Genomic DNA, 26,415 nt, shown 5'->3' on the forward strand with positions numbered 1-26,415 from the left:
TATGAATCCCCCAAGGGGAAGTAAATAACTCAGCCTGCGACAGGGCAGTCAGGTTATAGGGTAAACAATAAGTGCACGTTTTGCCAAATGGATCACAGTTTTCTGCTGAGCTATCCTGTTGTTAAGATAATAAAAAAGCCCGCATTGCTGCGGGCTTCGGGGTAAGAAACAGATTTTTCTTACAGAACGTCGATCGCGTTCAGCTCTTTAAATGCCTGCTCCAGACGAGTCACCATGGAAGTCTGTGCAGCACGCAGCCATACGCGCGGGTCGTAGTATTTCTTGTTTGGCTGGTCTTCGCCTTTCGGGTTGCCCAGCTGGCCCTGCAGGTAAGCTTCGTTCGCTTTGTAGTACTGCAGGATACCGTCCCAGGTTGCCCACTGGGTGTCGGTATCGATGTTCATTTTCACTACGCCGTAGCTGACGGAGTCTTTGATTTCCTGAGCGGAAGAACCGGAACCGCCGTGGAAGACGAAGTTCAGGCTGTTGTGCGGCAGGTTGTGTTTCTTGGAAACATATTCCTGAGAATCGCGCAGGATAGTCGGGGTCAGAACGACGTTACCCGGTTTGTACACGCCGTGTACGTTACCGAAGGAAGCGGCGATGGTGAAGCGCGGGCTGATTTTGCTCAGCTCGGTGTAAGCGTAATCCACGTCTTCCGGCTGGGTGTACAGGGCGGAAGCGTCCATGTGGCTGTTGTCCACGCCGTCTTCTTCGCCACCGGTGCAACCCAGTTCGATTTCCAGGGTCATGTCCATTTTGGCCATGCGCGCCAGGTATTTAGAGCAGATTTCGATGTTTTCGTGCAGGGACTCTTCAGACAGGTCGATCATGTGAGAAGAGAACAGCGGTTTGCCGGTAGCGGCGAAGTGTTTTTCACCCGCGTCCAGCAGGCCGTCGATCCACGGCAGCAGTTTCTTCGCGCAGTGGTCAGTGTGCAGGATAACCGGCACGCCGTAGTGCTCAGCCATCTGGTGCACGTGGTGCGCGCCAGAGATAGCGCCGAGGATAGCAGCACCCTGAGGAACGTCAGTTTTCACGCCTTTACCTGCGATGAACGCTGCGCCGCCGTTAGAGAACTGAACGATAACCGGAGAGCGTACTTTCGCAGCAGCTTCCAGAACGGCGTTGATGGAGTCAGTCCCTACGCAGTTTACCGCCGGCAGTGCAAAGTTGTTTTCTTTCGCTACCTGGAACACTTTCTGAACGTCGTCGCCAGTGATGACGCCCGGTTTTACGAAATCAAAAATTTTAGACATGTTACTTAGTCCTGTATCTGTATCTTCGACCGTTGAAGAAGGTTCGCGAGCCCTTAAGCGCGCTGAAAAACAGGCGGGTTTCCCCGCCTGAACTGAATTACTGCTTAGCGCGCTCTTCGAGCATCGCTACTGCCGGCAGGACTTTGCCTTCGACGAATTCAAGGAACGCGCCGCCGCCAGTGGAGATGTAGGAAATTTTGTCAGCGATGCCGAACAGGTCGATCGCTGCCAGGGTGTCACCGCCGCCGGCGATGGAGAAACCTTCGCTGTCCGCGATAGCGTTAGCCACGATTTCAGTCCCTTTACGGAAGTTCGGGAATTCGAATACGCCAACCGGGCCGTTCCACAGAATGGTTTTGGCGTTCTTCAGAATTTCAGCCAGTTTCTGTGCGGAAACGTCGCCAAGGTCCAGAATCTGCTCATCATCTTTGATGTCGTTAACAGATTTCAGAGTCGCCGTTGCGGTTTCGGAGAACTCGGTCGCGACGCGAACGTCAGTCGGAACCGGGATATCGCAGGTGCTCAGCAGGCGCTTGGCTTCATCAACCAGGTCCGCTTCGTACAGGGATTTGCCGACGTTGTGGCCCTGGGCGGCAACGAAGGTGTTAGCGATACCGCCGCCGACGATCAGCTGGTCAGCGATTTTAGACAGGGAATCCAGCACGGTCAGCTTAGTGGATACTTTAGAACCACCGACGATAGCGACCATCGGACGAGCCGGCTCTTTCAGCGCTTTACCCAGCGCGTCCAGTTCAGCGGCCAGCAGCGGGCCTGCGCACGCCACGTCAGCAAATTTGCCGATACCGTGGGTGGAAGCCTGCGCGCGGTGCGCGGTACCGAAGGCGTCCATCACGAACACGTCGCACAGCGCGGCGTATTTTTTGGACAGCGCTTCGTCGTCTTTTTTCTCGCCTTTGTTGAAGCGAACGTTTTCCAGCACCACCAGCTCGCCGGCAGCCACTTCAACGCCGTCCAGGTAGTCTTTAACCAGACGTACCGGGTTGGACAGTTTGTCTTTCAGGTAATTAACAACCGGCAGCAGAGAGAATTCTTCGTTGTACTCGCCTTCGGTCGGACGACCCAGGTGGGAGGTTACCATCACTTTCGCGCCCTGCTTCAGCGCCAGTTCGATGGTCGGCAGAGATGCACGGATACGCGCGTCGCTGGTTACTTTCCCGTCTTTAACTGGTACGTTCAGATCCGCACGGATAAAAACGCGTTTACCAGCCAGATCCAGATCGGTCATCTTAATTACAGACATGGTGAATCCTCTCGTTGATTCATAAAGTTTTGTCGACGTTTACGCGTCGAACCTGAAACCAATAGCCGCCATCGCTAACGTCGTGTCGAGCATTCGGTTAGCAAAGCCCCATTCGTTATCGCACCAGACCAGCGTTTTGATCAGATGCGCGCCACTGACCCGGGTTTGCGTGCCATCAACAATAGCACTGTGCGGATCGTGGTTAAAATCTGTCGAGACCAACGGTAATTCCGTATAGTCAACTATACCATGAAATGCACCTTGTGCTGCTTTTTGCAGCAACTGGTTGACTTCACATGCTTTTACCGGTTTTTTAACCGTCACGCTCAGGTCAATTGCCGTCACGTTTATCGTCGGCACCCGCACGGCAATCGCTTCAAAACGGTCGTTAAACTGCGGGAAAATACGGGTTATCCCTGCCGCCAGTTTGGTATCCACCGGAATGATCGACTGGCTGGCCGCGCGGGTACGCCGGAGATCCGGATGATAGGCGTCAATCACCTGCTGGTCATGCATCGCCGAGTGAATGGTGGTGACGGTGCCGGACTCGATGCCATAGGCATCATCTAACAGTTTAATGATCGGAATAATGCAGTTGGTGGTACAGGAGGCGTTGGAGACAATACGGTGCTCGGCGCGGAGTTCATCCTGATTGACGCCATACACCACCGTCGCGTCGAGGTCGTTGCCGCCGGGATGGGAGAAGAGCACTTTCTTCGCCCCCGCCTGCAGGTGCGCCTCACCGTGCTCACGGCTTCCGTAAACGCCGGTGCAGTCGAGCACCACGTCTACCGCCAGCTCGCGCCAGGGCAGCGCCGCAATGGTCGGCTCGTGCAGCAGACGGATGGCATCATCGCCAACAAACAGCTGCTCGCGCTCCTGACGAACATCCCAGGCGAAACGGCCATGGCTGGTGTCATATTTCAACAAATGCGCGATGCCCGCAGCATCCGCCAGCTCATTGATTGCCACCACGGTGATTTCCGCACGGCGCCCGGATTCATATAGCGCACGAACCACATTGCGTCCAATACGACCGAAGCCATTAATCGCGATGCGAATGGTCATAGATCTCCTGCAAGGCTGTCCCTGTGATGAGGTGGCTGACAGAGTAATCCAGCTACGCTCTGAGGGAAACCTTACCAGCTGCAAACTGCGACTGATTGATTAATTGTCGAACATTTAAACGACTGAAACGCTTCAGCTAGAATAAGCCAAACGAGGAATAAAAGGAATGTTTGTCCAGCGCAATAAACCAGCTATATGACTCACATCACATTTTTGCTGGAATAATTTACAACCGTATTACATGGTTCAGGAATAGCAGATACAAAAAAGCCGGGTGACGAGGTAAAAGCAAAAACGGTAACCCTTGGGTTACCGTTTTTGGTGCTTGCCCCCTCTCCTGTGGGAGAGGGTTGGGGTGAGGGCATTAGCCCGCACCGTACCAGCGATTACAGCAGCGCTTTCGCTTTAGCGACCACATTGTCGACGGTGAAGCCGAACTCTTCGAACAGCTGCTCAGCCGGCGCAGACTCACCGAAGGTGGTCATGCCAACGATAGCGCCGTTCAGGCCAACATATTTGAACCAGTAGTCAGCGATACCCGCTTCCACAGCAACGCGCGCGGTCACGGCTTTCGGCAGTACGGATTCACGATAAGCCGCATCCTGCTTGTCGAACGCGTCGGTGGACGGCATGGAGACCACGCGCGCCTTCACGCCTTCGGCGGTCAGTTTGTCCCACGCGGCAACCGCCAGCTCAACTTCCGAACCGGTGGCGATGAAGATCAGCTCCGGCTGGCCGGCGCAATCTTTCAGCACGTAACCGCCGCGGGCCACGTTCGCCAGCTGCTCTGCGGTACGCTCCTGCTGCGCCAGGTTCTGACGGGACAGGATCAGCGCGGTCGGGCCGTCCTGACGCTCAACGCCATATTTCCACGCAATCGCGGATTCCACCTGGTCACACGGACGCCAGGTGGACATGTTCGGGGTCACGCGCAGGGAAGCCACCTGCTCTACCGGCTGGTGAGTCGGGCCATCTTCGCCCAGACCGATGGAGTCATGGGTGTAGACCATCACCTGACGCTGCTTCATCAGCGCCGCCATACGTACCGCGTTACGCGCATATTCCACGAACATCAGGAAGGTGGAGGTGTACGGCAGGAAACCGCCGTGCAGCGCGATACCGTTGGCGATAGCGGTCATACCGAACTCACGCACGCCGTAGTGAATGTAGTTACCGGCAGTATCTTCGTTGATCGGCTTAGAACCAGACCACAGGGTCAGGTTGGACGGCGCCAGGTCAGCGGAGCCGCCGAGGAATTCCGGCAGCAGCGGACCGAACGCTTCGATGGCGTTCTGAGAGGCTTTACGGCTGGCGATTTTCGCCGGGTTGGCCTGCAGCTTCGCGATGAACTCGTTGGCTTTCGCGTCGAAGTCAGACGGCATCTCGCCTTTCATACGACGGGTGAATTCGGCGGCTTCCTGCGGGAAAGCTTTGGCGTAGGCAGCGAACTTCTCATTCCAGGCCGCTTCTTTCGCCTGGCCAGCTTCTTTGGCATCCCACTGCGCATAGATGTCAGACGGGATGTCAAACGGCGCGTGTTTCCAGCCCAGCGCTTCGCGGGTCAGGGCGATTTCGGCGTCGCCCAGCGGCGCGCCGTGGGAGTCGTGGGTACCGGCTTTGTTCGGCGAACCGAAACCGATGATGGTTTTGCACATCAGCAGGGACGGTTTGTCGGTAACCGCGCGCGCTTCTTCTACCGCGCGTTTGATGGCGTCAGCGTCGTGACCGTCAACGCCGCGCACCACGTGCCAGCCGTAGGCTTCAAAGCGTTTGGCGGTATCGTCGGTGAACCAGCCTTCAACGTGGCCGTCGATGGAGATGCCGTTGTCATCATAGAAGGCCACCAGTTTGCCCAGCTTCAGGGTACCAGCCAGGGAGCACACTTCGTGAGAAATGCCTTCCATCATGCAGCCATCGCCCATGAAAGCGTAGGTGTAGTGGTCGACGATGTCGTGCCCCGGACGGTTGAACTGCGCCGCCAGAGTTTTCTCGGCGATAGCCATCCCGACCGCGTTAGCGATACCCTGGCCCAGCGGACCGGTAGTGGTTTCCACGCCCGCGGTGTAGCCGACTTCCGGGTGGCCCGGCGTTTTAGAGTGCAGCTGGCGGAAGTTTTTCAGCTCTTCAATCGGCAGATCGTAGCCAGTGAGGTGCAGCAGGCTGTAAATCAGCATCGAACCATGGCCATTGGATAGTACAAAACGGTCACGGTCAGCCCAGGCCGGATTGTTCGGGTTATGGTTCAGGAAATCACGCCACAGCACTTCGGCAATGTCAGCCATACCCATCGGGGCACCCGGGTGGCCGGATTTGGCTTTCTGTACAGCGTCCATGCTCAGCGCACGAATAGCGTTAGCAAGCTCTTTACGTGAGGACATTTTGACTCCAGTTCGGACTGTTGAAGGCCATGCCCTTAACGACTTGACGAGAGCGCGTTTTGGGCTACGCCGGAAAAAAGTGTGAACAATGTAACCCAAGCGACAAGTCATGTACATGGAGCATCCTTTTGCCCTTTAAGAAATCTCTGGAACAGGTTGTGCTACGCCGGAATCCGCTCGCCCGTATCCTGCGATACTCTTTATAATTTACGCAGAATACGGTTTCCTGCCGTCGCCGTATTGTCGGATAAACAACCATAAGATTGTGGAAGATAAAAAATGAAAATTCGCTCAACCGTACTTGCTCTTGGGATCGCAGCAACGCTCACCGGATGTCAGAACATGGACTCCAACGGTCTGCTCAGCTCAGGGGCCGAAGCCTTCCAGGCATACTCCCTCAGCGACGCGCAGGTGAAAACCTTAAGCGACCAGGCCTGTAAAGAGATGGACGCCAAAGCGAAAATCGCCCCGGCCAGTAGTGAATACAGCCAGCGGCTGAACAAAATCGCGGCTGCGCTGGGCGATAACATCAATGGTCAGCCCGTGAACTACAAGGTCTATGAGACTAAGGATGTCAACGCCTTCGCCATGGCCAACGGCTGCATCCGCGTCTACAGCGGGCTGATGGATCTGATGAACGATAATGAAGTCGAGGCGGTGATCGGCCACGAAATGGGCCACGTCGCGCTGGGCCACGTGAAGAAAGGGATGCAGGTTGCCCTGGGCACCAACGCTGTGCGCGCGGCGGCGGCCTCCGCCGGCGGCATCGTCGGCAGCCTGTCCCAGTCGCAGCTCGGCGATCTGGGTGAAAAACTGGTGAACTCGCAGTTCTCCCAGCGCCAGGAATCGGAAGCGGACGACTACTCTTACGACCTGCTGCGTAAGCGCGGCATCAATCCGTCGGGACTGGCCACCAGCTTCGAAAAACTGGCCAAGCTGGAAGCCGGCCGTCAGAGCTCGATGTTTGACGATCACCCGGCATCGGAAGCCCGCGCGCAGCATATTCGCGATCGCATGAAGGCCGACGGGATTAAATAACCGCCAGCGGGAGGCATGTCTGCCTCCCTTTTTTATCTACCAGTAAAAATATTTAGCCGCATCAATTGATAATTTAAGCGCACAAACCGTTAATTATGATTGCACCTCGTCGCAGCCAATTATTTTATATGCTGTTACTCAGCAATATATTATTTGGCAAATGAAAAACGGCGTACGCAATCCGCCTTTCAGAACCGGGTTCGACCAAATATTAAATAGTCCACCCCTCTTCGCCAAACGCAGCCAGCGCGCGCCACACCGCTTGTTTCCTGCCGATACCATTGCTCACACAATGATTGCTTTCGACATTATTTCAGGAGAATATCGCGATTGCAGTGATTCCCTTGAATATATCGACAGACAGAGAAGTGCCCTCAGTGAAAAAAGAATTACCATTCATCGCACTTGGCATTATTGCCGCCGCACCGGCTTTCGCCAGCCAACAATCGACCAGCCAGGGCTTTATTGACGACAGTCATCTGGATCTCTTTTTACGTAACGCTTATATCAAACGCGATTATCGCGATGGGCTGCCGGATAAAGCCGAATGGGGCCAGGGAATTATCGCCACCTTCGCATCCGGCTTTACCCAGGGGCCGGTCGGCTTCGGCGTGGACGGCATCGCCCAGTACGCCGTGCGTCTCGACGGCGGCCGCGGCCGTAGCGGCGCGGGCGGCATCGACTTTTTCGCCCAGGATGACGACGGCCGGGCAAAATCCGACCTCGCGAAATTCGGCGCCACCGGCAAAATGCGCTTTTCGAATACCGTGCTCAGCTACGGCAGCCAGCGCCCAATGCTGCCCATCGTCTACGCCGACGACTCGCGCCTGCTCTACGAGAGCTATACCGGCACCATGCTGACCTCACGCGAAATCGACGGTCTGGACATTAACGCCGGCTACCTGACCGATCAGCAGCGTAAAAGTGACGACAGCCACAACAGCGGTCTGAAAAGCCTCACCTTCGGCGGGGCAAGCTACCGGTTCAACGACCAGCTCAGCGGCGCGCTGTACGCGTCGCATGTCGAAGATGTGCTGAACAAACAGTATCTTGGCCTCAACTTTAAGCAGCCGTTCGCCGCCAGCCAGCAGCTGATTCTCGATTTCAACGGCTATCACTCACGTCTGGATCAAGAATATGCCGATGCCAATGACACCGGACGCAGTAACAACATCTGGAGTCTGGCCGCCAGCTATATCTGGGATATTCACACCTTTAAAGTCGCTTACCAGCAAAGCAGCGGCAGCACCGGCTACCACTATGGCGGCTACCAGAACCAGGGCGGCGTCGGCGATGGCGGGAACACCATCTGGCTGGCCAACTCCTACTGGTCTGATTTTAACGGGGAAGATGAACGTTCCTGGCAGGCATCGTACGGACTGGATTTTGCCGGGCTGGGGCTACCGGGGCTGACCTGGACCACCGCCTACGTGCGCGGGGATAACATTAAAACGTCAGAGACCAGCAACGGCAAAGAACACGAATGGTTCAATCAGGTTCAATACCAGGTGCAAAACGGGGCGGCGAAAGATTTGAAATTCAGACTCCGGTATTCGGTACTGCGGGTTTCCAGCAACGCCAGCGACTATAACGTCAGCGGCAATGAAGTGCGGTTCTACGTCGAATATCCGTTTAACGTGTTTTAGGCACGTCATGAACCCTCTCCTGCGGGTCGGCCCTCTCCCGGCGCGCAGGAGCAACCGTCCGGCGCCTTGATTAACCCCCTGTGCCGTACGGTACCCTCTCCCCGGAAGGGAGAGGGTTGGGGTCACTGGGTTATCATTAATACAGCGTCTTCTGCGGCGGGCCGGCAAAGCGCAGCGCGCCAATCTGGCCCATCTTCACTTCCACCACCGATGGCCCCGGCATCGCCAGCGCCTCGGTCATCACCGCCTGAAAATCCTCAGCCCGATCCACGCTCCACGCCTGCAGACCCATCGCCTGCGCCAGCAGGGTAAAGTCCGGCGTGTGCAGCTCGTTGTAATACTGGCGACCGCCAAAGTACTTATCCTGAATACCGCGCATCACGCCGTAGCCGCCATCGTTCATAATCAACAGCGTCACGTTGGCCTTCTCCTGCGCCAGGGTCGCCAGTTCGCCAAGGTTGAGGCTCAGGCCGCCGTCGCCGACCAGGCCGACCACTTTCCGTTGCGGATTGGCAATCGCGGTGCCCACCGCCATCGGCAGCCCCATACCGATGGCTCCGGCCAGAGAATGGATATTCATCAGCGGACCGTGAGCGCGGAACAGACGGCTGCCCCACAGGCTGCCGGAAACGGTAATATCGCGCACCAGGATGCCGTCATCGGGCAGCGCCTGCGCAATCGCGTCATTCAATTTAGCGTAAGCGCCGCACTGGTCGCGCAGCCCCTGCTCCGCCGCCTCTACCGCCTCTTTAAGTTGGCTATCCCAATGCGCATCGCCCCATATCCGGCCCTGTACCCGCTTCGCCAGCGCGTCTAATAAAGCGCGGCAGTCCGCCACCAGCGTGTTGTCCATCAGGTAGTTACGGCTGGCCGCCGCCGGGTCGATATCAATCTGCACCCTCGGCGTGGGCAGCGCCAGCGTCCATGAGCGCGTTTCGTTGCTGCGCAGCCGGGAACCGGCCACAAGTGTGAAATCACATTGTGAAATCAGCGCTTCAACCGAGGGAGAATTATGAAACGCGCGCAGGCTGGCGCGATGGCTGTCTGCCAGAATGCCGCGGCCGTGGGTACTGGAAATCACCGTCACCCCGGCATCCGCCAGCGTCTTCACCGCCTCGCCGCTCTCTAACGCGCCGCCGCCAAGCCACAGCAGCGGCTGCTTCGCCTGCTTAAGCTGTGCCCACAGCGCATCGACCATCGCCGGTTCCGGCTCAACCGCCGGAGCGCGTTTCAGCGGCGCGGTCAGCAGTGAAGGCGGAATTTTGGCGCTCTGAATGTCGATTGGGATCTCCACCGAGACCGGGCCGCACGGCGGCGTCTGCGCCTCCTGAATCGCCTTATGCAGGATAGCCACCGCCTGGTTGGCGTTGCTAATGCGGTAAGCGCGCTTCGAACTGGCTTTCAGAAAGGTCAACTGATCGCGGGTTTCGTGAATAAAACCGGTGTCGGCGTCCAGCCAGGCTTTTTCGACCTGTCCGGTCAGGTGCAGCAGCGGCGTACCGGCGTTCATCGCCTCAACCAGCGCGCCGACCGCATTACCCGCCCCCGCGCCGGTACTGGTCAGCGCCACGCCGAGCCCTGAAAAACGGCCGTGGGCGTCAGCCATGGTCACCGAGCCCGCTTCACCTCGCGCCGGAACAAAGCGGATTTTTTCCCGCTGGCCGACGGCATCGGCGATCGGCAGGTTATGGATAGAAATGACGCCATAAATGGCTTCAACGTGATACTGCTCCAGCGTTCTGGCGATGGCATCGCCGACGGTTATCATTTCGCTCATTGCTCACCCTTTCTCAGTCGCACCAGTGGTTGACGCTATTACCCGTCGCCAGATAAATGCTCTTTTGCTGCATCCAGGCCTTCAGCCCCTGGATCCCTTTTTCGCGGCCCAGACCGCTCTCTTTAAAGCCCCCAAACGGGGTCGAAATGGAGAAAACTTTGTAGGTGTTGATCCACACCGTACCGGCTTCCAGCTGCTCGCTCAGACGCAGCGCGCGGCCGGTATCGCGCGTCCAGATCCCCGCCGCCAGCCCAAAGACCGAATCATTGGCCTCACGGATTAACGCCGCTTCATCGCGAAAACGCATCGCCACCAGTACCGGCCCGAAGATCTCTTCCTGGCAAACGCGGGCCTGATTGTTCAGCCCTTCAATGATGGTCGGCAGGAAATAGCTGCCTGCCGCCAGTGCCGGATCCGCCGGGATCTCGCCGCCGCATAGCACCCTGCCGCCTTCGCGTTTCGCCAGCTCGACGTACTCCTGCACGCTCTGGCGGTGTTTATCGTTGATCAGCGGCCCGACGTGGGTGCCAGCGTTGAACGGGTGACCAACCCGCAGCCCTTGGGTTAACTCCAGCAGGCGGGCCATTAATTGCGGGTACACTCTGTCATGAACAAACAGCCGCGAGCCGGCAATACAGGCCTGGCCGCCGGAGCTGAAAATGCCGTAGCAGATGCCCCGCGCCGCCTGTTCGATATCGGCATCTTCCAGCACGATGGTCGGTGATTTGCCGCCCAGCTCCAGCGACGCCGGGATCAGTTTTTCCGCCGCCACATGCGCCAGGTGACGTCCGGTGGTGGTGCCGCCGGTAAAGGAAATTTTGCGCACCTTAGGATGGCGGGCCAGCGCATCGCCGATAATCGTTCCTTTACCCGGCAGCACGCTCAGCAGTCCGGCGGGTAAACCGGCCTGCTCAAAGATCTTCGCCAGCTCCAGCGCCATCAGCGGCGTGGCTTCCGCCGGTTTGAGGATCACCGCATTTCCGGCGGCGATCGCCGGGGCCACCTTCTGCATTTCGCTGGCGATCGGCGAGTTCCACGGGGTGATCGCCGCCACCACGCCCAGCGGCTCATAGCGGCTCAGGGTCAATAGATCCGCCTGCCGCGGCGTCGGCAGCTCGCCCTCCAGCAGTTCACAGGCGGCGGCAAAATAGCGCGCCGTCCCCGCCGCGCTCATCACCAGTCCCCGCGCCTCCGCCAGCGGCTTACCGTTATCGCGGCTCTGCTTTTGGCTTAACTCATCAAGTTGCACCTCTATCAGTTCCGCGACCTTATGCAGGATCTTCGCCCGCTGATGCGGCAGCATCGCCCGCCACGTTGGCTCCCGCCAGGCGCGGTCGGCACAGTCGATCGCCTCCTGCAGATCATCGAGGCTTGCCGCATGCAGCGCCGCGTTAATAGCGCCATCCGCCGGAAACTGGCTGTGCATCAAATTGCCGCCGCCGCGACGCCACTGGCCGCCGATAAAAATGTCTAATTCGTCCATCTCAGCCTCTCTGCGTTATGCCAGTTCACGGCAGGCGCGTACCGCGCTCAGTGCCGCGAGGGTCGATGTTTTCGGATTGCTGGTGAGCGGCAGGCCGCTCAGCTCCAGGTGAAACTCGCCGAACAATCCTTCGGCGTGTAGCGTATGGGTGTTGCGTTGCGTAGCCGGATCGACCATCAGCTGTACCCGGGTCGCGTCAAGGCCGATACCGCCCAGCGCGATGGTTGCCGCCACGTTGGCATTCGCAGGGAATAACCGGGCCGCCTCGCGGGCGCTGCCCTCAAAGAAAATCTGCGCTTCATTGACCGCGCTGAGGTCGATAAGCTGTTCAGCATAGCTACCGCGCCAACTGGCCGGGCTTTTACGCGACCGATAGGTCACTCGTTCAAGCCCCCCCTCTTTCGCCGCCGCCAGGCCATCTATTCCGGCCACCGCGCCAGCCAGCAGCGTCAGCTTGCCACCCGCCTGGCGTAAACGCTGTTCCAGTTCGCTGTCCGCCAGCGCGCCGGTCGAGATCACCGCCAGATGCCAGCCGCGCGCCAGCACCGCTTCGCCGTACTGCGCGACCGCCTGCTGACTGGCGCATTCCAGCACCAGATCCGGCGTCCCACCGCATTGCAGCGGATCGGTAAGCGGCGTCACCGTTTGACCAAACTGCAGGCAGATCGCTGCGTGATGCGATTCACGCGCCACGATCCACTCCACCTTCACCTGCGGCGGCAGGCGTTCAATCACCGCCTGGGCCATCGCGCCATAGCCAATTAACATGACCTTTTTCATCATCTTTCCTTACAGATGGCGACAGAAACCGCCGGAAACGTCCAGCGCCGCGCCGGTGGTAAAGGAGGCCAGCGGCGAAGCGAGGAATAGCAGCGCTTGCGCTGGCTCCTGCGGCTTACCGAGACGCGCCATCGGGATCCCCCGCTTACGGGCGATATCGGCGGTCCACTGCTGCCAACTCTGGCTCTTATCGCTTCGGCTCTCAAAACGGCGCTGCCACTGCCCGGACTCCACCATCCCCAGCAGAATGGAATTCACACGAATGCCTTTATCCACCAGCTCTTTCGACAGAGTCAGCGTCATATTGAGCAGCGCGGCGCGGGCGGCAGAGGTGGCGATCATGTGCTCTTCCGGCTGTAACGCCAGCAGCGAGTTCACACAGGTAATCGAGGCGATATCCGACGCCTCAAGCAGCGACTGAAAGGCCTTTACCGGGTTAATCACGCCGAACAGTTTCAGTTCGGCTTCGTGCAGCCAGGCCTCGCGTGGCGTATCGGCGAAGTGGGCGACATAGCCCTGGCCGGCGTTATTAATCAGCATATCGACGCCGCCGAAACGCGCGGCGACCGCGGCGGCGAACGCCTCAACTTCCGCTTCGTTCAGTACGTCACAGCGCCAGGAGAACACCTCGCCTTCTGGATATTCGTTTTGCAGTGCTGCATAGGCACTGGCCAGACGATCCGCGTTGCGGCCGCAAAAGGCGACCTTCGCCCCTTCGCCTAGCAACAGGCGCAGCGTTTCAAAGCCGATTCCTGACGAACCGCCGGTGACTACCGCGACGCGTCCTTCAATTTGTGCATTCATCGCGCACCTCTTCCCCTATGCGTAAAAGCTGTTGATTAAAAAAGATTTCGTTATCGAGATAGCTGGCATGCCCAGCCTGCGGGATAGCGATGTAAGGAGCGCCGTAACGCAGCGCCACTCCCTGCACTAACTCCGGTTGGGTAATGGCATCCTGCTCGCCACACCACACGGAGAGACGACCGCGATAGTCGGCGAGCCAACGGTGAATGTCGTCATGAGCCAGCATCCAGGCCGCGGCGAGATAACCGTCGCGGCGTAGCCTGCGCATCCCCGCCGCCACCGTCGCCACATCAGCTTCGCGCGCGCCAGGGCGCAGAAGTTTTGCCGCTCGCCCCTGGGCCATCGCCTCGCCGCCTTGCGCTATCTGCTGCTGACGCCCTAGCCAGACGTTTTCCCGCTGTGCGACCTCCGCCTGACCGTAGCCCTGCGCGACGTCGGCCAGCACCAGATAAAGCACCCGCTGCGGATATTTCGCGGCGAAGGCAGCCGCCACCAACGCGCCCAGCGAATGGCCGACCAGTACGGTTTGTTCTACCCCGGCACGGTCCAGCATCAGCGCCAGCGCGTCAGCGTAATCGCCAGCATCCGCCGGCGCCGCCGCAAGCATCGGGCTTTCGCCATAACCGGGCATATCCCAGGCCAGGACGCGGTAGCCGGGCAGCGCCATCTGTTTATGCCAGGAGGCTGCGCCGGAACTGATGCCGTGCAGCAGCGTCAGCGGTACCCCGCATCCTTGTTCACGAAAACCCGTCATCATCGCTCCTTAGTTACGCTTCACTTTTGACAGCGGATGATCTTCCGGATAAGTCGGAACATGCGGTTTCGGCGTGCCCAGCATCACGCACATCAGCGCCTCCTCTTCGCCGTGGTTAAACAAACCGCGGTAAATTCCAGGCGGCACCGAGATCAGATCGCGTTCGCGCAGTACCGTTTCGGTATAGCTGTCGCCATCCTGAATCATCAGGGTGATCTGCCCTTTGAGCATGAAGAACACCTCTTCTACGTCATCATGCAGATGCAGCGGGCCTTCACATTTGGACGGCAACACCATGGTGGAAAAGGTGAAGTGCTCCGCCGGAACGGTGTTGGTATCGCTGGCGACGCCGGTGGCGCCGGTGCCGATGTAGCGCATCTGCGCGCGGCGATATTTGGGGTCGAAATCGGCCTGGAATTTCAGCGCATTCCAGTCGTATTTACGGCCTTCGAAGCGCGCGATACGCGACTCCACCCACTCTTCCATCGTCATATGGTCAGGTTTCAAACTCTGTTTTGCAGTTACGGTTGAATCAGTCATCGTTTTATCCTCAGTAACGTCTCAGCAGCGGCAGTAACAGGGCGCAGCCCACCGCCGCCATCACTGCCAGAAAAATCAGCCCGGAATCCATGCTATGGGTGAAGGCGATAAGCGCGCCCATCACCGCCGGCGATAGCGCCCCGGCAAAGTTTCCCAGCCCGTTGAAAATCCCCCCCGCCGTGGCGCTGACCCGTGGATGGGTCGCTTTAGCCAGTAGGGCGAAAATGTTCGGCGCGCCGGTGCCCCACATAAAGGTGCTAAAGCTCATCGCCGCGATTACCGGCAGCGGCGTGGTGAAATGCATCACTGCCGCCAGGCCAATACCCGCGCCTGCCAGGGAAATAAAGCAGGCGGCGGCGCGCCTATCGACGCGGTCGGACAGCCAGGCGCCGATAATTTCGCCTAGCAACATGGCGATAAACGGCATCGACGACAGCCAGCCGGCGTGTTCCAGATGAATGCCTTTACCTTTAATCAGGTAGCCCGGTAGCCAGCCGTTGATCCCCCACAGATAGGCGAGAAAGGCGATGTTGAAGATGCAGATCATCCAAAAATGCGGACTCACAAAGAGCTCGCGACGCGCGCTGCGGCGCGCTTCCTGCGAGGTTTTATCGCTGCTCGCTCTCGCCTCCAGTTGCACGCCGCGCAGCCCGATGCGCACAAAAATCAGCACCGGTACCGTCAGCATCGCCATCACGAAAAATGTGCTCTGCCAGCCGAAAGTATTAAGTAGCCAAATTGACAGCGGGAATCCCAACGCTGCGCCAACCGGCGTGCCGAGCAGCCACAGCATGGTGGCGCGGGCCTGTAGCCGCTGCGGGAAGGTGTGGCGCACCACGGCAAACGCCAGCGGGAACAGCGGCCCTTCGGCGATGCCCAACAGGACGCGTAGCATCACCATCAGCGCGTAGTTGTGGGTGAAACCCATGATCACCATCAGGATGCACCACACCACCATCATTCCAGTCAGCAGACGCAGCGGCGCAATCCGGTCGCCAAGGCCGCTTAATAACACTGACGAGAAGCCGTAACTCAGCAAAAAGGCGCTCATCAGAATGCCCAGCCGGGTGGTGTCGAAATCGATGCCCATCGCCTGCTGGAAGTGACTATCGGAAAACAGCGCGGCGATACTGATTTTGTCGAAAAAAGCCAGCAGCACGCAGGCCAGCAGGGACAGCGGAATGGCCCAACGAACTGCTTTTTCAGGCGTGCGGACGCCCTCGCCGCTCGCCTCTGCAGGCGCGGCGTTGGTCTCTAATGTGGTCATTTCTCCCCCTTAAGGGTTCGCGTTACTTATCGCAATGACATCAGCGAGAAAGTCGGGTCAGCGAGCGGGACGTTAGAGAGATCCCTTCCCGCCGCCATCCAGCGCTTCGCCAGCTTCACGATACGTGCATTATTGAAGGCCACCAGCTGAGTTAAGCGTCCATCGGCATTCAGGGAGAAGTAGATCGCGCCCTGCGGCTCGTCACGCACAATGGTGCGGCTGCCCGCCTGCGGGATCCCGAGGATCTGGATATTGCGATCGTATTGATCCGACCACAGCCAGGGCGCCTCGTCGTAGCCGCTGGCCTGCGGATCGAGCATCGCTTTCGCCGTTGCGATGGCCTGATTTTGCGCAAAGGCCCACGACTGAATGCACAGGCCGTACTGATGGTGCTGAGCGACATCGCCAGCGGCGAAAATCGCCGGATCGTTACTGCGCCCCTGGGCATTAACGACAATCCCGCGATCGACAGTGAGCCCGGCATCGCGCGCCAGTTCGAGATTCAGATCGACGCCGATCCCCACCACTACCGCATCGAAGGTTTCCCGCTGGCCGTCGCAGTGCAGAGTCGGCAGGCCGTTATCATCTTCCAGCTCCAGCGCGCCGCAGCCGCCGCGAATCTCAACGCCCTGCTGGCGATGTAGTTGCGCCAGCGCCTGCGAGACCTCCATACTGACCGAGCGCATGCACAGCGCCGGCTGCTGCTCGTAAAGGGTTACGGCCACGTCGCTTTTGCGCGCCGAGGCGGCGATTTCGAGGCCAATCCAGCCGCCGCCGACGATCGCCAGCCGCGTTGCCGATGCCAGCCGCTGCTTCAGACGCTGCGCGTCCTGCCAGTGGCGCAGGGTATAAACCTGCGGATGCTGCGCCCAGCCCTCGGACGGCAGTCGCGCCCGGCCGCCGGTAGCGATCAGCAGTTGGTCATATGCCAGCGTTTCGCCGTTGCTCAGCGCCACGGTTTTATTTTGCCGATCGATCGAATCCGCACGCAGCGGGCGATACCAGCGTAGGTTCAGCGCTTGCTGCGCCTCGGCGCTAAATAACCGCGGCAGCGCCGGTTCGGCCTCCAGCAACGCCGCCTTCGACAACGGCGGGCGCTCGTAAAAATCCCATTGCTCTTCGGCAACCACGCAAATCTCGCCGCTAAACCCTTCATCACGCAGCGTTTTCGCTGCCCAGCCGCCAGCCTGGCCGCCGCCGATAATGGCAATCCGCGCCGTCATACCGCCTCCGGTTTTTTCTGCTGGCGACGGGTATCGTGATCGATACCGCCTTCCACTGCCCATTCGGTAAAGGACACGAGTGAATGCTCCAGCTCGCGCGGCTGCCAGTTTTCCGTCAGATAATCATCGTTGGTGTAGTACTCAAAAGCGCCGCCGGTCGGGCTGTTGACATACCAGAAGTAGGCCGAGGAGACCGGATGGCGGCCAGGGCCGATAAAAGTACTCCACGCGTTTTTATTCATCGCAATGCCGCCGCCGATCACTTCATGAATATCCCGTACGGTAAACGCGACGTGGTTTAGCCCGCGTTTTCGGTTGGGCAACTGCAATAAGAAGAGGTTATGGTGTCCACCGCGCACGCCGCAGCGCAGGAACACTGCGCGATTGATATAGCGGTCTGACACCTGGAAGCCGAGCACTTCGCGATAGAAACTTTCTACCGCCGCCAGTTCTTCCACGAAGAACACCACGTGGCCGACGTTAATCGGCTGCGCGCGGTCGTACACCGGGCTCGGGGTGTCGATGCGACGTACATCGCCCCACTGGTTGATCGGCTCGACGTTCAGTTCCACCGCCGTTTGCTGGCTTACCTGCACCCGCAGCGTCATACCGTTAGGGTCGCGGCACTCCAGCGCGCCGTCGATTTCACGGAAAGCGGGCTGACGTTCCAGCTTCGGGCGCAGCGCATCCAGCGCCGCCCGATCCGCCACGCCCCAGGTCATGCGACGCAGGGTGTTGCCCGCCTCAAAGGCTGGCGGCAGGTCGGCGCTATCGGTCGGGTTAAGTTCGACCCGCGCGCCGCTGAGGGTGGTAAACGCGCGGCCGCTGGCGTCGCCGGTCAGGCCAAAATCGCGCATGAATTTCGCGCTGTGGTTCAGGTCGTCTACGCCAAATTCCAGCTTTTCAATTCCGGTAATACTCATTCTTCGTCGCCTCTTTACCGTTCAGTCGCCCGAATTTGGGCGTAAAACATGCCCGACGCAATCAAGCGTCTGCCGTTAAGTTGTTGATTTAACTTGCCTGTGACAAATATCCGAGGAAACCGGAAATTTTGTCCGCCGCCATACTGACCTCGTTCTGTAACCGCTCGCGATCGCTTTGCGGGATCTCGTCCGACGGCACCAGAATGCTAACGACCGCCGCCACCCGGCCGCTGCGGTCAAAGACCGGATAGACAATCGATGAGATACCGTGGCGATAGAACGATTCGCCAATCACATAGCCGCGGGCTTTATCCTGCTGCACCATCTGCCACAGCGCTTCGCGGTCGTACAGCTGACCCGGCGTATTGCCCGGCAGACGTTCATCCGGGAACAATTGCTCAAACTCGCTGCGGGAAACATCGGTCAGCAGCATGCGGCCAAGCGAGGTGCAGTGCACCGGTAGCCGCGTTCCGACGCTGACCTGGTTGATACGCGAACCGGCGGCGCTGACGCGGGCGATGTAAATGATGTCGCGGCCGTCGCGGATCGCCAGATGGCTGCTGCACTGGCTGATATCGCGCAGTTGCTCGATGACAGGCTGACCCACCTGGGCGACATCCAGTGAAGCGATATATTCAAAGCCCAGACGCAGTACGTTCATGCCCAGCGAAAAGGTATTGGTGCGGGCGTTACGCTCGAGAAAACCCATATATTCCAGCGTCTGCACCACGCGATAGGCGGTCGCTTTCGGCATATCCACCAGCCGATGCAGCTCGGCAAAGGTCAGATCGCGATGCTGCTCGCCAAACGCCAGCAGCAGTTGTAAACCGCGCTCAAGCCCCGGTACCAGGTACTTCACTTCCTGATCGTTCGCCATACCGCCTCACTTGTTAGTTAAAGACAAAACCGCCGTTGACCGGGATCAGCTGGCCGGTGATAAAGCGCGAAAGATCGCTCAGCAGCCAGACCACGCTGCCGGTGACATCTTCCGGCTGCTGCGCGCCGCTGAGCGCGCGGCCGTTCTCATACAGCTGATGACGCTCGGCGGGAACATATTCCGTGGCCTCGACGCGAGTCAGCCCCGGCGCAATGGCGTTGATACGGATCCGCTTTTCACCCAGCTCGCGGGCCATGGAACGGGTCATCGCAATTACCGCGCCCTTGCTGGCGACATAGGCCATCAGCCGCGGCGCGCCCCACAGCGCGGTGTCCGAGGCGACGTTGACGATCGCCGCGCCTTCCCGCAGCAGCGGTACCGCAGCGCGGGTCACCAGCCAGGTGCCTTTAACGTTGACCGTCATCACCCGATCCCACAGATCCGGATCGTAATCGATCATATTTTTACCGCCGACGCCGGTCGCCATCGCCGCGTTATTGACTAAGCCATCGATAGGCCCCTGCGCGCCGATGGCGCTAAAAACCTGCTCGATCGACGTTTGACTGGCAAGATCGATGGCGTGGGACTCGACCTGATAGCCCTTCTGCTGCAGGCGATGAGCGCTTTCCGCCAGCTCCCCCTGCAGGATGTCGCACATCACTACCGTCGCGCCCTGCGCGGCGCAGGCTTCGGCAAAGTGGTAACCCAGGCCGCGCGCCGCGCCGGTGACGACAATGCGTTTACCGTTCAGCAGGCCGTTCATCAGGCGGCACCCTGCTGCGCTTCGCGGAGCGCTAGCTGCTCTTTCGCCGCTTTCTGCATCATGCGGCGCAGTCGGGACAGACCGACATCATGTTGATAGAGATATTCATGATCGCGGGCGTTCGGCGCCAGGCTCTCCAGCACCACGCGATCCTGTTCCAGTACTTCCCAGTGCAGTTTTTCCAGACGGTTGCGGTACATGAAGCGCCACAGATCGCGTTGCCAGCCCTGTACGCCGCGGATGCGCCAGAAGAAGACGCGACAGTTATCGTTATCTTCCGGAACCACCATGCCGACGATCCAGAAGTGGCCGCCCGGCCCGAAACGCTTTTTGTACGGAATAGACAGGCGCATCCAGTAGGCGCCGCTGTTGCCCAGTTCAACCCAGTCAAAGTTGACGCCGCTCTGCCCTTTTTTCTCGAAGATAAAGCCGGTTTTCGTCGGCTGCAGCACCATATCGGCTTTGCGATCGCCTTCCGCCATCGAGTGCGATGACGAGTGCAGATAGGTACCGTGCATCGGGTCCATCACGTTTTCCAGCGCGTACTGGTAGTTGCATTTCCACGCCGCGGTGCACAGGAAGTGACTGTATTTTTTGTGGTCGGCCAGCTCCTCCGGGAAGCTCAGTTCATCAGGCTGCTGGTCGGCGGTGACGCCGAACCACAGGAAGATTGCCCCGTGCGCTTCCTGCACGTTGTAGCTGCGCACGCACTGCTGGCCGACCAGCGGGCAGCGGTCCACCGCCGGGACGTCTTTGACTTCGCCGTTGCCGGCGACTTCCACGCCGTGATACCAGCAGGCGATACGATCGCCTAAGTTCCAGCCCATCGACAGGCGCGCGCCGCGATGCGGGCAGCGGTCTTCCAGGGCCTGCACCTGGCCATCTTTATTCCGCCAGACCACGATCTGCTCGCCGAGACGGGTAATGCCTACCGGCGCAGACTGCACTTCCCAGCTCGCCAGCACCGGATACCACAGGCCGCGCAACCCTTTATCAAGATAGTTTTGTACCGTTGTCGTCATCGCTGTGTCCTCAGTAGCCGTTAACCTGTAAAAATGCCTGGAAACTGCTTTCGCTCCATGGTTCGCCCTGCTGGTCATGCATCCTGACGCCATTGAGGCCGTTCACCAGCTCACCGAGGCTTTCCGCGCCCTGCTCGAACAGCGTTTCCAGAGTGGCGATAAGCTGCAGTTCCCAGTTTTCCGGCACCCGGCTGCGGGTTTGCCAGATCAGATTGGGATAGTCGCCGGGCTTATGGATATTGCCGTTTCCACCTTCCGCCGGTGGCGTAAACTGGCGGCTTTCCGGTAGCGCCGGGTTGAAATCCAGGGATTCGCTCATGCCACGTTCTCCTCAATAAAGGTAATCTGGATCTGATTGTCATATACCCGCACCGGGTAACGATTAAGGTTGCGACCGCCGGGGCCATGCAGGCACTGGCCGGTTTTCACGTCGAATACCGCCTCATGCAGCGGGCATTCCACTTTGCCATCTTCGACAAAGCCCTGGCTCAGGAGCGCATAGGCATGAGGGCAAACGTCTTCCAGCGCGTAATATTCGCCATCAATCAGATAAATGCCGATCTCCTTACCGTCGATATTGCCGCTATATGGAAAATCTTCTTGTACTTGCTCCGCGTCACATACGCCTATCCAGCTCATCGCAATCCTCCAGGCCGTTGTTTCATATATGAAACTGTGTTTCTTATTTAATACGACCAATATAAAAGCGGCGAATGTTTCGTCAAGCGTTAATGTGACAAACTTGTTAATGAATTGCTTTTAAATTAGCTAAGTGTGCAATTGATCACGAAAAACTGCATTCAGATGAAATGATGATATTTAAAGCGGTGATCCATTATAAATAAAAATTCCGATTTAAATTTCACATACGACTATTGACTTCTTTTCAAATCGATCATTAAAAATGGGCAGCAGCGGAAACCATGGTGTTTCACCCATGAAACAACTCTTTATTTAATCATTTAAAAACAATGAGTTTCACAGGTGAACCATTTTACTCATGTAACTATTTCTGGCGTTAAAAAATAATAACTGGCAATCATTAAATTAAGCGTGGAGACAACGAATGGCGGCAAGATGGCAAGGGGTAATAGCATTACTTTTGTTAATAATTATTTCCTACGTCGATCGGGTAAATATCTCGGTGATGATCCTTAACCCGGAATTCGCTGCCCACTTCCAGTTAAATGAAAACAGAATGTTACAAGGCATGCTAATGACATGCTTTCTTCTGGGTTATGGGTTTTCGGCATTATTATTAACACCAGTTATAGAAAGTAGATGGCATTATCGTCAGGGGCTGTTAATCAGCATTGTTATATGGGCGCTGGTGTGCGCCATTTCCCCATTACTCGGTTCACTGGTGGGAATGTTGATCGCGCGCATCGTGCTTGGCGTGGCGGAGGGACCGCTGTTTTCACTGAAAACGCGCTTTATCAACGACAACTTTGCCGCCGATGAAATCGGCAAACCGAATGCGGTAACCGCCCTTGGCGTATCGTTGGGGCTAGCGGTAGGCTTCCCACTGGTCACCTGGCTGATGGCGCACGTTGGCTGGATCGGCTCCTTCTATGCGCTGGCGCTGATGAATCTCCTGCTCGGCGGAGGGTTAATCTGGCGGTTTCTCCCCGCGCCAAAAGTGACTGCACAGCGCGCGAAGCCTGGCTTTAGCCAAACTTTTGCCCTCGCCTGGCGTACGCCGCTGCTTGGCTGGATCCTGCTGGTAGAAATTGCCACCCTCAGCTATCTGTGGGGGAGTAGCGCCTGGCTGCCAGCCTGGCTGCGCGATGAGCATCATTTCTCGCTACAGGCCACCGGCCTGCTGGCGGCTGTCCCCTTTCTGTTAAGCCTGGGCTCAAAGTTCCTTGGCGGCGTGCTCCTCGACAAAATGCGCCCGGAGCAGGCGCCGCTGTTGTTTATTATTGGCGGTCTACTCACCGCCGGTTCCGTGCTGGCGCTAATCCTCAGCGAACAGCCGGCGATGCTGGCGCTGTTTATGCTGGCGGCGAACGTGTTCTGGGGATTACAGGGGGCAGCGATCCCCGCGGTGGTTCAGCATCACGCCCCGCGCGAAGCGGTAGGCAGCGCCTATGGCATCATTAACGGCATTGGCAACATCTGCGCGGCGTTTATTCCGCTGCTGATGGGAGTGGTAATGAAATCAGTGGGATCGGTCAGTTCAGGTTTTTCCGTACTGGTGGCATCGCAGCTGATTACGCTGTGCGCCGGCGGCGCACTGCTGCTGCGTATGCGTCGCGCAGCAGCAGTAAACGCGTCTATACCCTAAAAAAGTTGCAGGACAAAACGGCTAGCCGTTTTGAACAGCGCTTGCGCTGGCCCTGTAAGGACGAGGCCCAGGGATGGGCCGAGTTATTGCCCACGCCTATGCAACTTGAAATATGACGGGAACAGATTTATTCGCCCTTCTTCGCCGCCTGGATGTACAGCATCTCCAGCGCCAGAGTCGCCGCCGCCAGGGCGGTGATTTCGGACTGATCGTAGGCCGGGGCGACTTCCACCACGTCCATCCCGACGATGTTCAGATCCTTCAGGCCGCGCACCAGCTTGATCGCGCGGTCGGAAGTCAGCCCGCCGATCACCGGGGTACCGGTTCCTGGCGCAAACGCCGGATCCAGGCAGTCGATATCAAAGGTCAGGTACACCGGCATATCGCCAACGATCTGCTTCACCTGGGCAATCACGTCATCGACACTGCGGTCGTTAACCTGGCCCGCATCAAGCACGGTGAAACCGTTATCTTTATCGAATTCGGTGCGAATACCGATCTGTACGGAGTGGTTGGGATCGATAAGCCCTTCGTTCGGCGCGGTGTAGAACATGGTGCCGTGGTCGAACTCGCAGCCGTTGGCATAGGTATCGGTGTGGGCATCGAAGTGCACCAGCGCCATTTTACCGAAGTGTTTGGCGTGGGCGCGCAGCAGCGGCAGCGTAACAAAGTGGTCGCCGCCAAAGGAGAGCATGCGCTTGCCGGCCGCCAGCAGCTTCTCGGCGTGGGCCTGCAGCTTCTCGCTCATTTCGCGCGCGTCGCCGAAGGCGTACACCAGATCCCCGCAGTCAACCACGTTCAGGCGTTCACGCATGTCGAAGTTCCACGGAAAACGATTGTGCTCCCAGGCGAGATTGGTGGAAACCTGACGGATCGCCGCCGGGCCATGACGGCCGCCCGCGCGCCCGGAGGTCGCCATATCGAACGGTACGCCGGTGATGACCCAGTCAGCATCGCTGTCGTAAGGCATGAAATTCATTGGTAAACGCAGGAAGCCAAAGGCATTGGATACCAGGGAGTTATCGTATTGATGACCTAAAGTGCTCATGGATATGACCTCTTTTCACAGTCGTGGAACGTAAAAAATAAGTATAAAAAAACCCCTCCGCGTCGTTAGGCCCGACGAGGAAGGGTTTGATAGATAAATCGCTTATTGGCGTGAATTATCGCCGGTAATGCATACGGGTTCAAGTGAGTATCGCCGTCTGCCGGATGACGGCTTCGCCTTATGCGGCCGACATACGCAGGCCCGGTCAGCGCAGCGCCACCGGGCATCAGCGGCTACTCGTCTTCCAGATAAGTGTACCCGTACAGACCCGCCTCGAACTCTTCGAGGAATTGCTGCTGCAGCGCGTCGTCCAGGCCGGTGTTTTTCACCTGATCGCGGAACTGGGTCAGCAGCGTGTTTGGATCCAGCTGCACGTACTGCAGCATATCCGCCACGGTATCGCCCTCGTCGGACAGCTCAACCTCAACGCTGCCGTCAGGGAAGACAAACACGTCCACCGCCTCGGTATCGCCGAACAGGTTGTGCATGTTGCCAAGGATTTCCTGATAGGCGCCGACCATAAAGAAGCCCAGCATCGGCGGGTTCTCCGGGTCATATTCCGGCATCGGCATGGTGGTGGCGATCCCGTCGCCGTCCACGTAGTGATCGATGGCGCCGTCAGAGTCGCAAGTGATGTCCAGCAGCACCGCGCGGCGTTCCGGCGACTTGTTCAGTCCTTCCAGCGGCATCACCGGGAACAGCTGATCGATCCCCCACGCATCCGGCATCGACTGGAACAGCGAGAAGTTGACGTAGATTTTATCCGCCATGCGCTCCTGCAGCTCATCGATAATCGGACGATGAGCGCGGTTGCTCGGGTCGAGTTGCTTCTGCACTTCATGACACATGTTCAGATACAGCTGTTCTGCCCAGGCGCGCTCCTGCAGGTTGAAAGTGCCGGAGGAGTAGCCGATATGGATATCGTGCAGGTCCATCTGGCTGTCGTGCAGCCATTCGCGCAGCGAGCGGCGATTGCCGGTTTCGTGCATCTCCAGCCAGGTTTCCCACATGCTCTGCAGCGGACGCGCGGCGTCTTCCGCCGGCGGGGTCGCCTCGGTGTATTCGTTGCGCTCCACGCCGATGATATTGGAAACCAGCACGGTGTGGTGCGCGGTCACCGCGCGGCCGGACTCGGTGATGACCGTCGGGTGCGGCAGGCCATTCTCTTCGCAGGCGTCGCCGATGGCCCAGATAATATTGTTAGCGTATTCGTTCAGGCCGTAGTTCACCGAGCAGTCGGACTGCGAGCGGGTTCCTTCGTAATCCACACCCAGGCCACCGCCGACGTCGAAGCACTGGATATTCACGCCCAGCTTATGCAACTCGACGTAGAAACGCGCCGATTCACGCACGCCGGTGGCGATATCGCGAATGTTGGCCATCTGCGAGCCGAGGTGGAAGTGCAGCAGTTGCAGGCTGTCGAGGTGCCCTGCGGCACGCAGGATCTCCACCAGCTGCAGAACCTGGGTGGCCGCGAGACCGAACTTAGACTTCTCGCCGCCGGAGGACTGCCATTTACCGGACCCCTGCGAGGCCAGACGCGCACGCACGCCAAGGCGCGGCACCACGTTCAGGCGCTCGGCTTCTTCCAGCACGATGGCAATTTCCGACATCTTCTCGATGACCAGATAGACCTTGTGGCCCATCTTCTCGCCCACCAGCGCCAGACGAATGTATTCGCGGTCTTTATAACCGTTACAGACGATGACGCTGCGGGTCATCCCGGCGTGCGCCAGCACGGCCATCAGTTCCGCTTTCGAACCGGCTTCCAGACCCAGCGGCTCGCCGGAATGGATCAGCGATTCGATGACGCGACGATGCTGGTTCACCTTGATCGGGTAGACCAGGAAGTAATCGCCGTTATAGCCGTAGGATTCGCGCGCGCGCTTGAACGCGGCGTTGATTGAGCGCAGGCGGTGCTGCAGGATCTGCGGGAAGCAGAACAGCGCCGGCAAGCGCTGCCCTTGCGCTTCGCGCGCTTTGACTAATTCAGCGAGATCAACGCGCGCTTCCGGGACGTCCGGATCCGGGCAAACGCTGATGTGACCCAGTTCGTTGACGTCATAATAGTTATTGCCCCACCAGGCAATATTATAAGTACGCAGCATCTTGCTGGCTTCCTGGGAGCTCATCGCTACCTCCTGCATGGAACGTAGTACACCGTGTTCGCCTGCTGACGAAGGCGAAACCATAGACATGTCGTCAGACATAGCGAAC

The 26,415-nt window shown here is 58.5% G+C and carries 23 protein-coding genes; 3 read left to right on the plus strand and 20 right to left on the minus strand.

All coding sequences use genetic code 11. The annotated features are described in order from the left end of the window. Positions 1 to 179: 179 nt before the first annotated feature. The 4 genes from fbaA to tkt form a co-directional block, all read right to left on the minus strand. Positions 180 to 1,259, minus strand: a complete 1,080-nt coding sequence (gene fbaA, locus ACQUTI_RS17400; RefSeq protein WP_004205292.1) for a class II fructose-bisphosphate aldolase — start codon at positions 1,257 to 1,259, stop codon at positions 180 to 182. Positions 1,260 to 1,356: 97 nt separating this feature from the next. Further along, complete coding sequence (gene pgk, locus ACQUTI_RS17405; RefSeq protein WP_004205291.1) at positions 1,357 to 2,520, minus strand: phosphoglycerate kinase; 1,164 nt, start codon at positions 2,518 to 2,520, stop codon at positions 1,357 to 1,359. A 39-nt stretch (positions 2,521 to 2,559) separates the two neighbouring features. Then, positions 2,560 to 3,588, minus strand: a complete 1,029-nt coding sequence (gene epd, locus ACQUTI_RS17410) for an erythrose-4-phosphate dehydrogenase (protein ID WP_004205289.1) — start codon at positions 3,586 to 3,588, stop codon at positions 2,560 to 2,562. Positions 3,589 to 3,974: 386 nt separating this feature from the next. Beyond that, the gene (gene tkt, locus ACQUTI_RS17415; protein WP_017899782.1) at positions 3,975 to 5,966 is read right to left on the minus strand and encodes a transketolase; all 1,992 of its coding nucleotides are present in this window, start codon (positions 5,964 to 5,966) and stop codon (positions 3,975 to 3,977) included. Between the two features lie 279 nt (positions 5,967 to 6,245). Between tkt and ACQUTI_RS17420 the strand changes: the two genes are divergently transcribed. Together ACQUTI_RS17420 and ACQUTI_RS17425 are read left to right on the plus strand one after the other, a co-directional pair. Further along, positions 6,246 to 7,004, plus strand: coding sequence for a M48 family metallopeptidase (locus ACQUTI_RS17420; protein ID WP_017899781.1), 759 nt, complete (start codon positions 6,246 to 6,248; stop codon positions 7,002 to 7,004). A gap of 377 nt (positions 7,005 to 7,381) precedes the next feature. Next, a complete protein-coding gene (locus ACQUTI_RS17425) occupies positions 7,382 to 8,650 on the plus strand; it encodes an OprD family outer membrane porin (RefSeq protein WP_004205146.1) in 1,269 nt (422 codons plus the stop codon). 136 nt (positions 8,651 to 8,786) lie between these two features. Here ACQUTI_RS17425 and ACQUTI_RS17430 read toward each other — a convergent pair whose 3' ends face one another. From ACQUTI_RS17430 to ACQUTI_RS17495, 14 genes are all read right to left on the minus strand, one after another. Further along, positions 8,787 to 10,427 carry a thiamine pyrophosphate-binding protein gene (locus tag ACQUTI_RS17430; RefSeq protein ID WP_053809963.1) on the minus strand — a complete coding sequence of 547 codons (1,641 nt, stop codon included), beginning with the start codon at positions 10,425 to 10,427 and terminating at the stop codon, positions 8,787 to 8,789. A 13-nt stretch (positions 10,428 to 10,440) separates the two neighbouring features. Next, the gene (locus ACQUTI_RS17435) at positions 10,441 to 11,910 is read right to left on the minus strand and encodes an aldehyde dehydrogenase (protein ID WP_155026837.1); all 1,470 of its coding nucleotides are present in this window, start codon (positions 11,908 to 11,910) and stop codon (positions 10,441 to 10,443) included. A gap of 15 nt (positions 11,911 to 11,925) precedes the next feature. After that, positions 11,926 to 12,690: an aspartate dehydrogenase gene (locus ACQUTI_RS17440; protein ID WP_155027085.1), complete on the minus strand. Its 765-nt coding sequence runs from the start codon at positions 12,688 to 12,690 to the stop codon at positions 11,926 to 11,928. 9 nt (positions 12,691 to 12,699) lie between these two features. Then, complete coding sequence (locus ACQUTI_RS17445) at positions 12,700 to 13,494, minus strand: SDR family oxidoreductase (protein ID WP_106938690.1); 795 nt, start codon at positions 13,492 to 13,494, stop codon at positions 12,700 to 12,702. Further along, positions 13,478 to 14,248 carry an alpha/beta fold hydrolase gene (locus ACQUTI_RS17450; RefSeq protein ID WP_017899776.1) on the minus strand — a complete coding sequence of 257 codons (771 nt, stop codon included), beginning with the start codon at positions 14,246 to 14,248 and terminating at the stop codon, positions 13,478 to 13,480. The genes ACQUTI_RS17445 and ACQUTI_RS17450 overlap by 17 nt, the downstream gene beginning before the upstream one ends. Positions 14,249 to 14,257: 9 nt before the next feature. Beyond that, a complete protein-coding gene (locus ACQUTI_RS17455; protein WP_155026838.1) occupies positions 14,258 to 14,788 on the minus strand; it encodes a cupin domain-containing protein in 531 nt (176 codons plus the stop codon). 10 nt (positions 14,789 to 14,798) lie between these two features. Then, complete coding sequence (locus ACQUTI_RS17460; protein ID WP_004205154.1) at positions 14,799 to 16,055, minus strand: MFS transporter; 1,257 nt, start codon at positions 16,053 to 16,055, stop codon at positions 14,799 to 14,801. A gap of 26 nt (positions 16,056 to 16,081) precedes the next feature. Then, a complete protein-coding gene (locus ACQUTI_RS17465; protein WP_049004126.1) occupies positions 16,082 to 17,278 on the minus strand; it encodes an NAD(P)/FAD-dependent oxidoreductase in 1,197 nt (398 codons plus the stop codon). Continuing rightward, positions 17,275 to 18,201 (minus strand): VOC family protein, encoded by a 927-nt coding sequence (locus ACQUTI_RS17470; RefSeq protein WP_045379551.1) that lies wholly within the window; start codon positions 18,199 to 18,201, stop codon positions 17,275 to 17,277. The genes ACQUTI_RS17465 and ACQUTI_RS17470 overlap by 4 nt, the downstream gene beginning before the upstream one ends. Before the next feature lie 88 nt (positions 18,202 to 18,289). Beyond that, a complete protein-coding gene (locus ACQUTI_RS17475; RefSeq protein WP_045392053.1) occupies positions 18,290 to 19,078 on the minus strand; it encodes an IclR family transcriptional regulator in 789 nt (262 codons plus the stop codon). 13 nt (positions 19,079 to 19,091) lie between these two features. Then, entirely contained in the window at positions 19,092 to 19,841 is a 750-nt protein-coding gene (locus tag ACQUTI_RS17480; protein WP_122542284.1) for an SDR family oxidoreductase, read from the minus strand. Next, a complete protein-coding gene (locus ACQUTI_RS17485; protein WP_004205160.1) occupies positions 19,841 to 20,863 on the minus strand; it encodes an aromatic ring-hydroxylating oxygenase subunit alpha in 1,023 nt (340 codons plus the stop codon). Before ACQUTI_RS17485 ends, ACQUTI_RS17480 begins: the two co-directional genes overlap by 1 nt. 10 nt (positions 20,864 to 20,873) lie before the next feature. After that, positions 20,874 to 21,182, minus strand: coding sequence for a recombinase-like helix-turn-helix domain-containing protein (locus ACQUTI_RS17490; protein WP_017899772.1), 309 nt, complete (start codon positions 21,180 to 21,182; stop codon positions 20,874 to 20,876). Then, positions 21,179 to 21,502 (minus strand): Rieske (2Fe-2S) protein, encoded by a 324-nt coding sequence (locus tag ACQUTI_RS17495; RefSeq protein ID WP_004151769.1) that lies wholly within the window; start codon positions 21,500 to 21,502, stop codon positions 21,179 to 21,181. The genes ACQUTI_RS17490 and ACQUTI_RS17495 overlap by 4 nt, the downstream gene beginning before the upstream one ends. 427 nt (positions 21,503 to 21,929) lie before the next feature. Between ACQUTI_RS17495 and ACQUTI_RS17500 the strand changes: the two genes are divergently transcribed. Continuing rightward, a complete protein-coding gene (locus tag ACQUTI_RS17500) occupies positions 21,930 to 23,150 on the plus strand; it encodes an MFS transporter (RefSeq protein ID WP_057212958.1) in 1,221 nt (406 codons plus the stop codon). Positions 23,151 to 23,277: 127 nt separating this feature from the next. Here ACQUTI_RS17500 and speB read toward each other — a convergent pair whose 3' ends face one another. Together speB and speA are read right to left on the minus strand one after the other, a co-directional pair. Next, positions 23,278 to 24,198 (minus strand): agmatinase, encoded by a 921-nt coding sequence (gene speB, locus ACQUTI_RS17505; protein ID WP_004205166.1) that lies wholly within the window; start codon positions 24,196 to 24,198, stop codon positions 23,278 to 23,280. 233 nt (positions 24,199 to 24,431) lie between these two features. Beyond that, positions 24,432 to 26,408 carry a biosynthetic arginine decarboxylase gene (gene speA / locus ACQUTI_RS17510; protein WP_004205167.1) on the minus strand — a complete coding sequence of 659 codons (1,977 nt, stop codon included), beginning with the start codon at positions 26,406 to 26,408 and terminating at the stop codon, positions 24,432 to 24,434. Between the last annotated feature and the right edge of the window lie 7 nt (positions 26,409 to 26,415).

Origin of the sequence: Klebsiella sp. 7-CIP_Kleb., from assembly GCF_050378655.1 — a bacterium.
In the GTDB taxonomy this organism is placed as follows: Bacteria; Pseudomonadota; Gammaproteobacteria; order Enterobacterales; family Enterobacteriaceae; genus Klebsiella; species Klebsiella quasipneumoniae.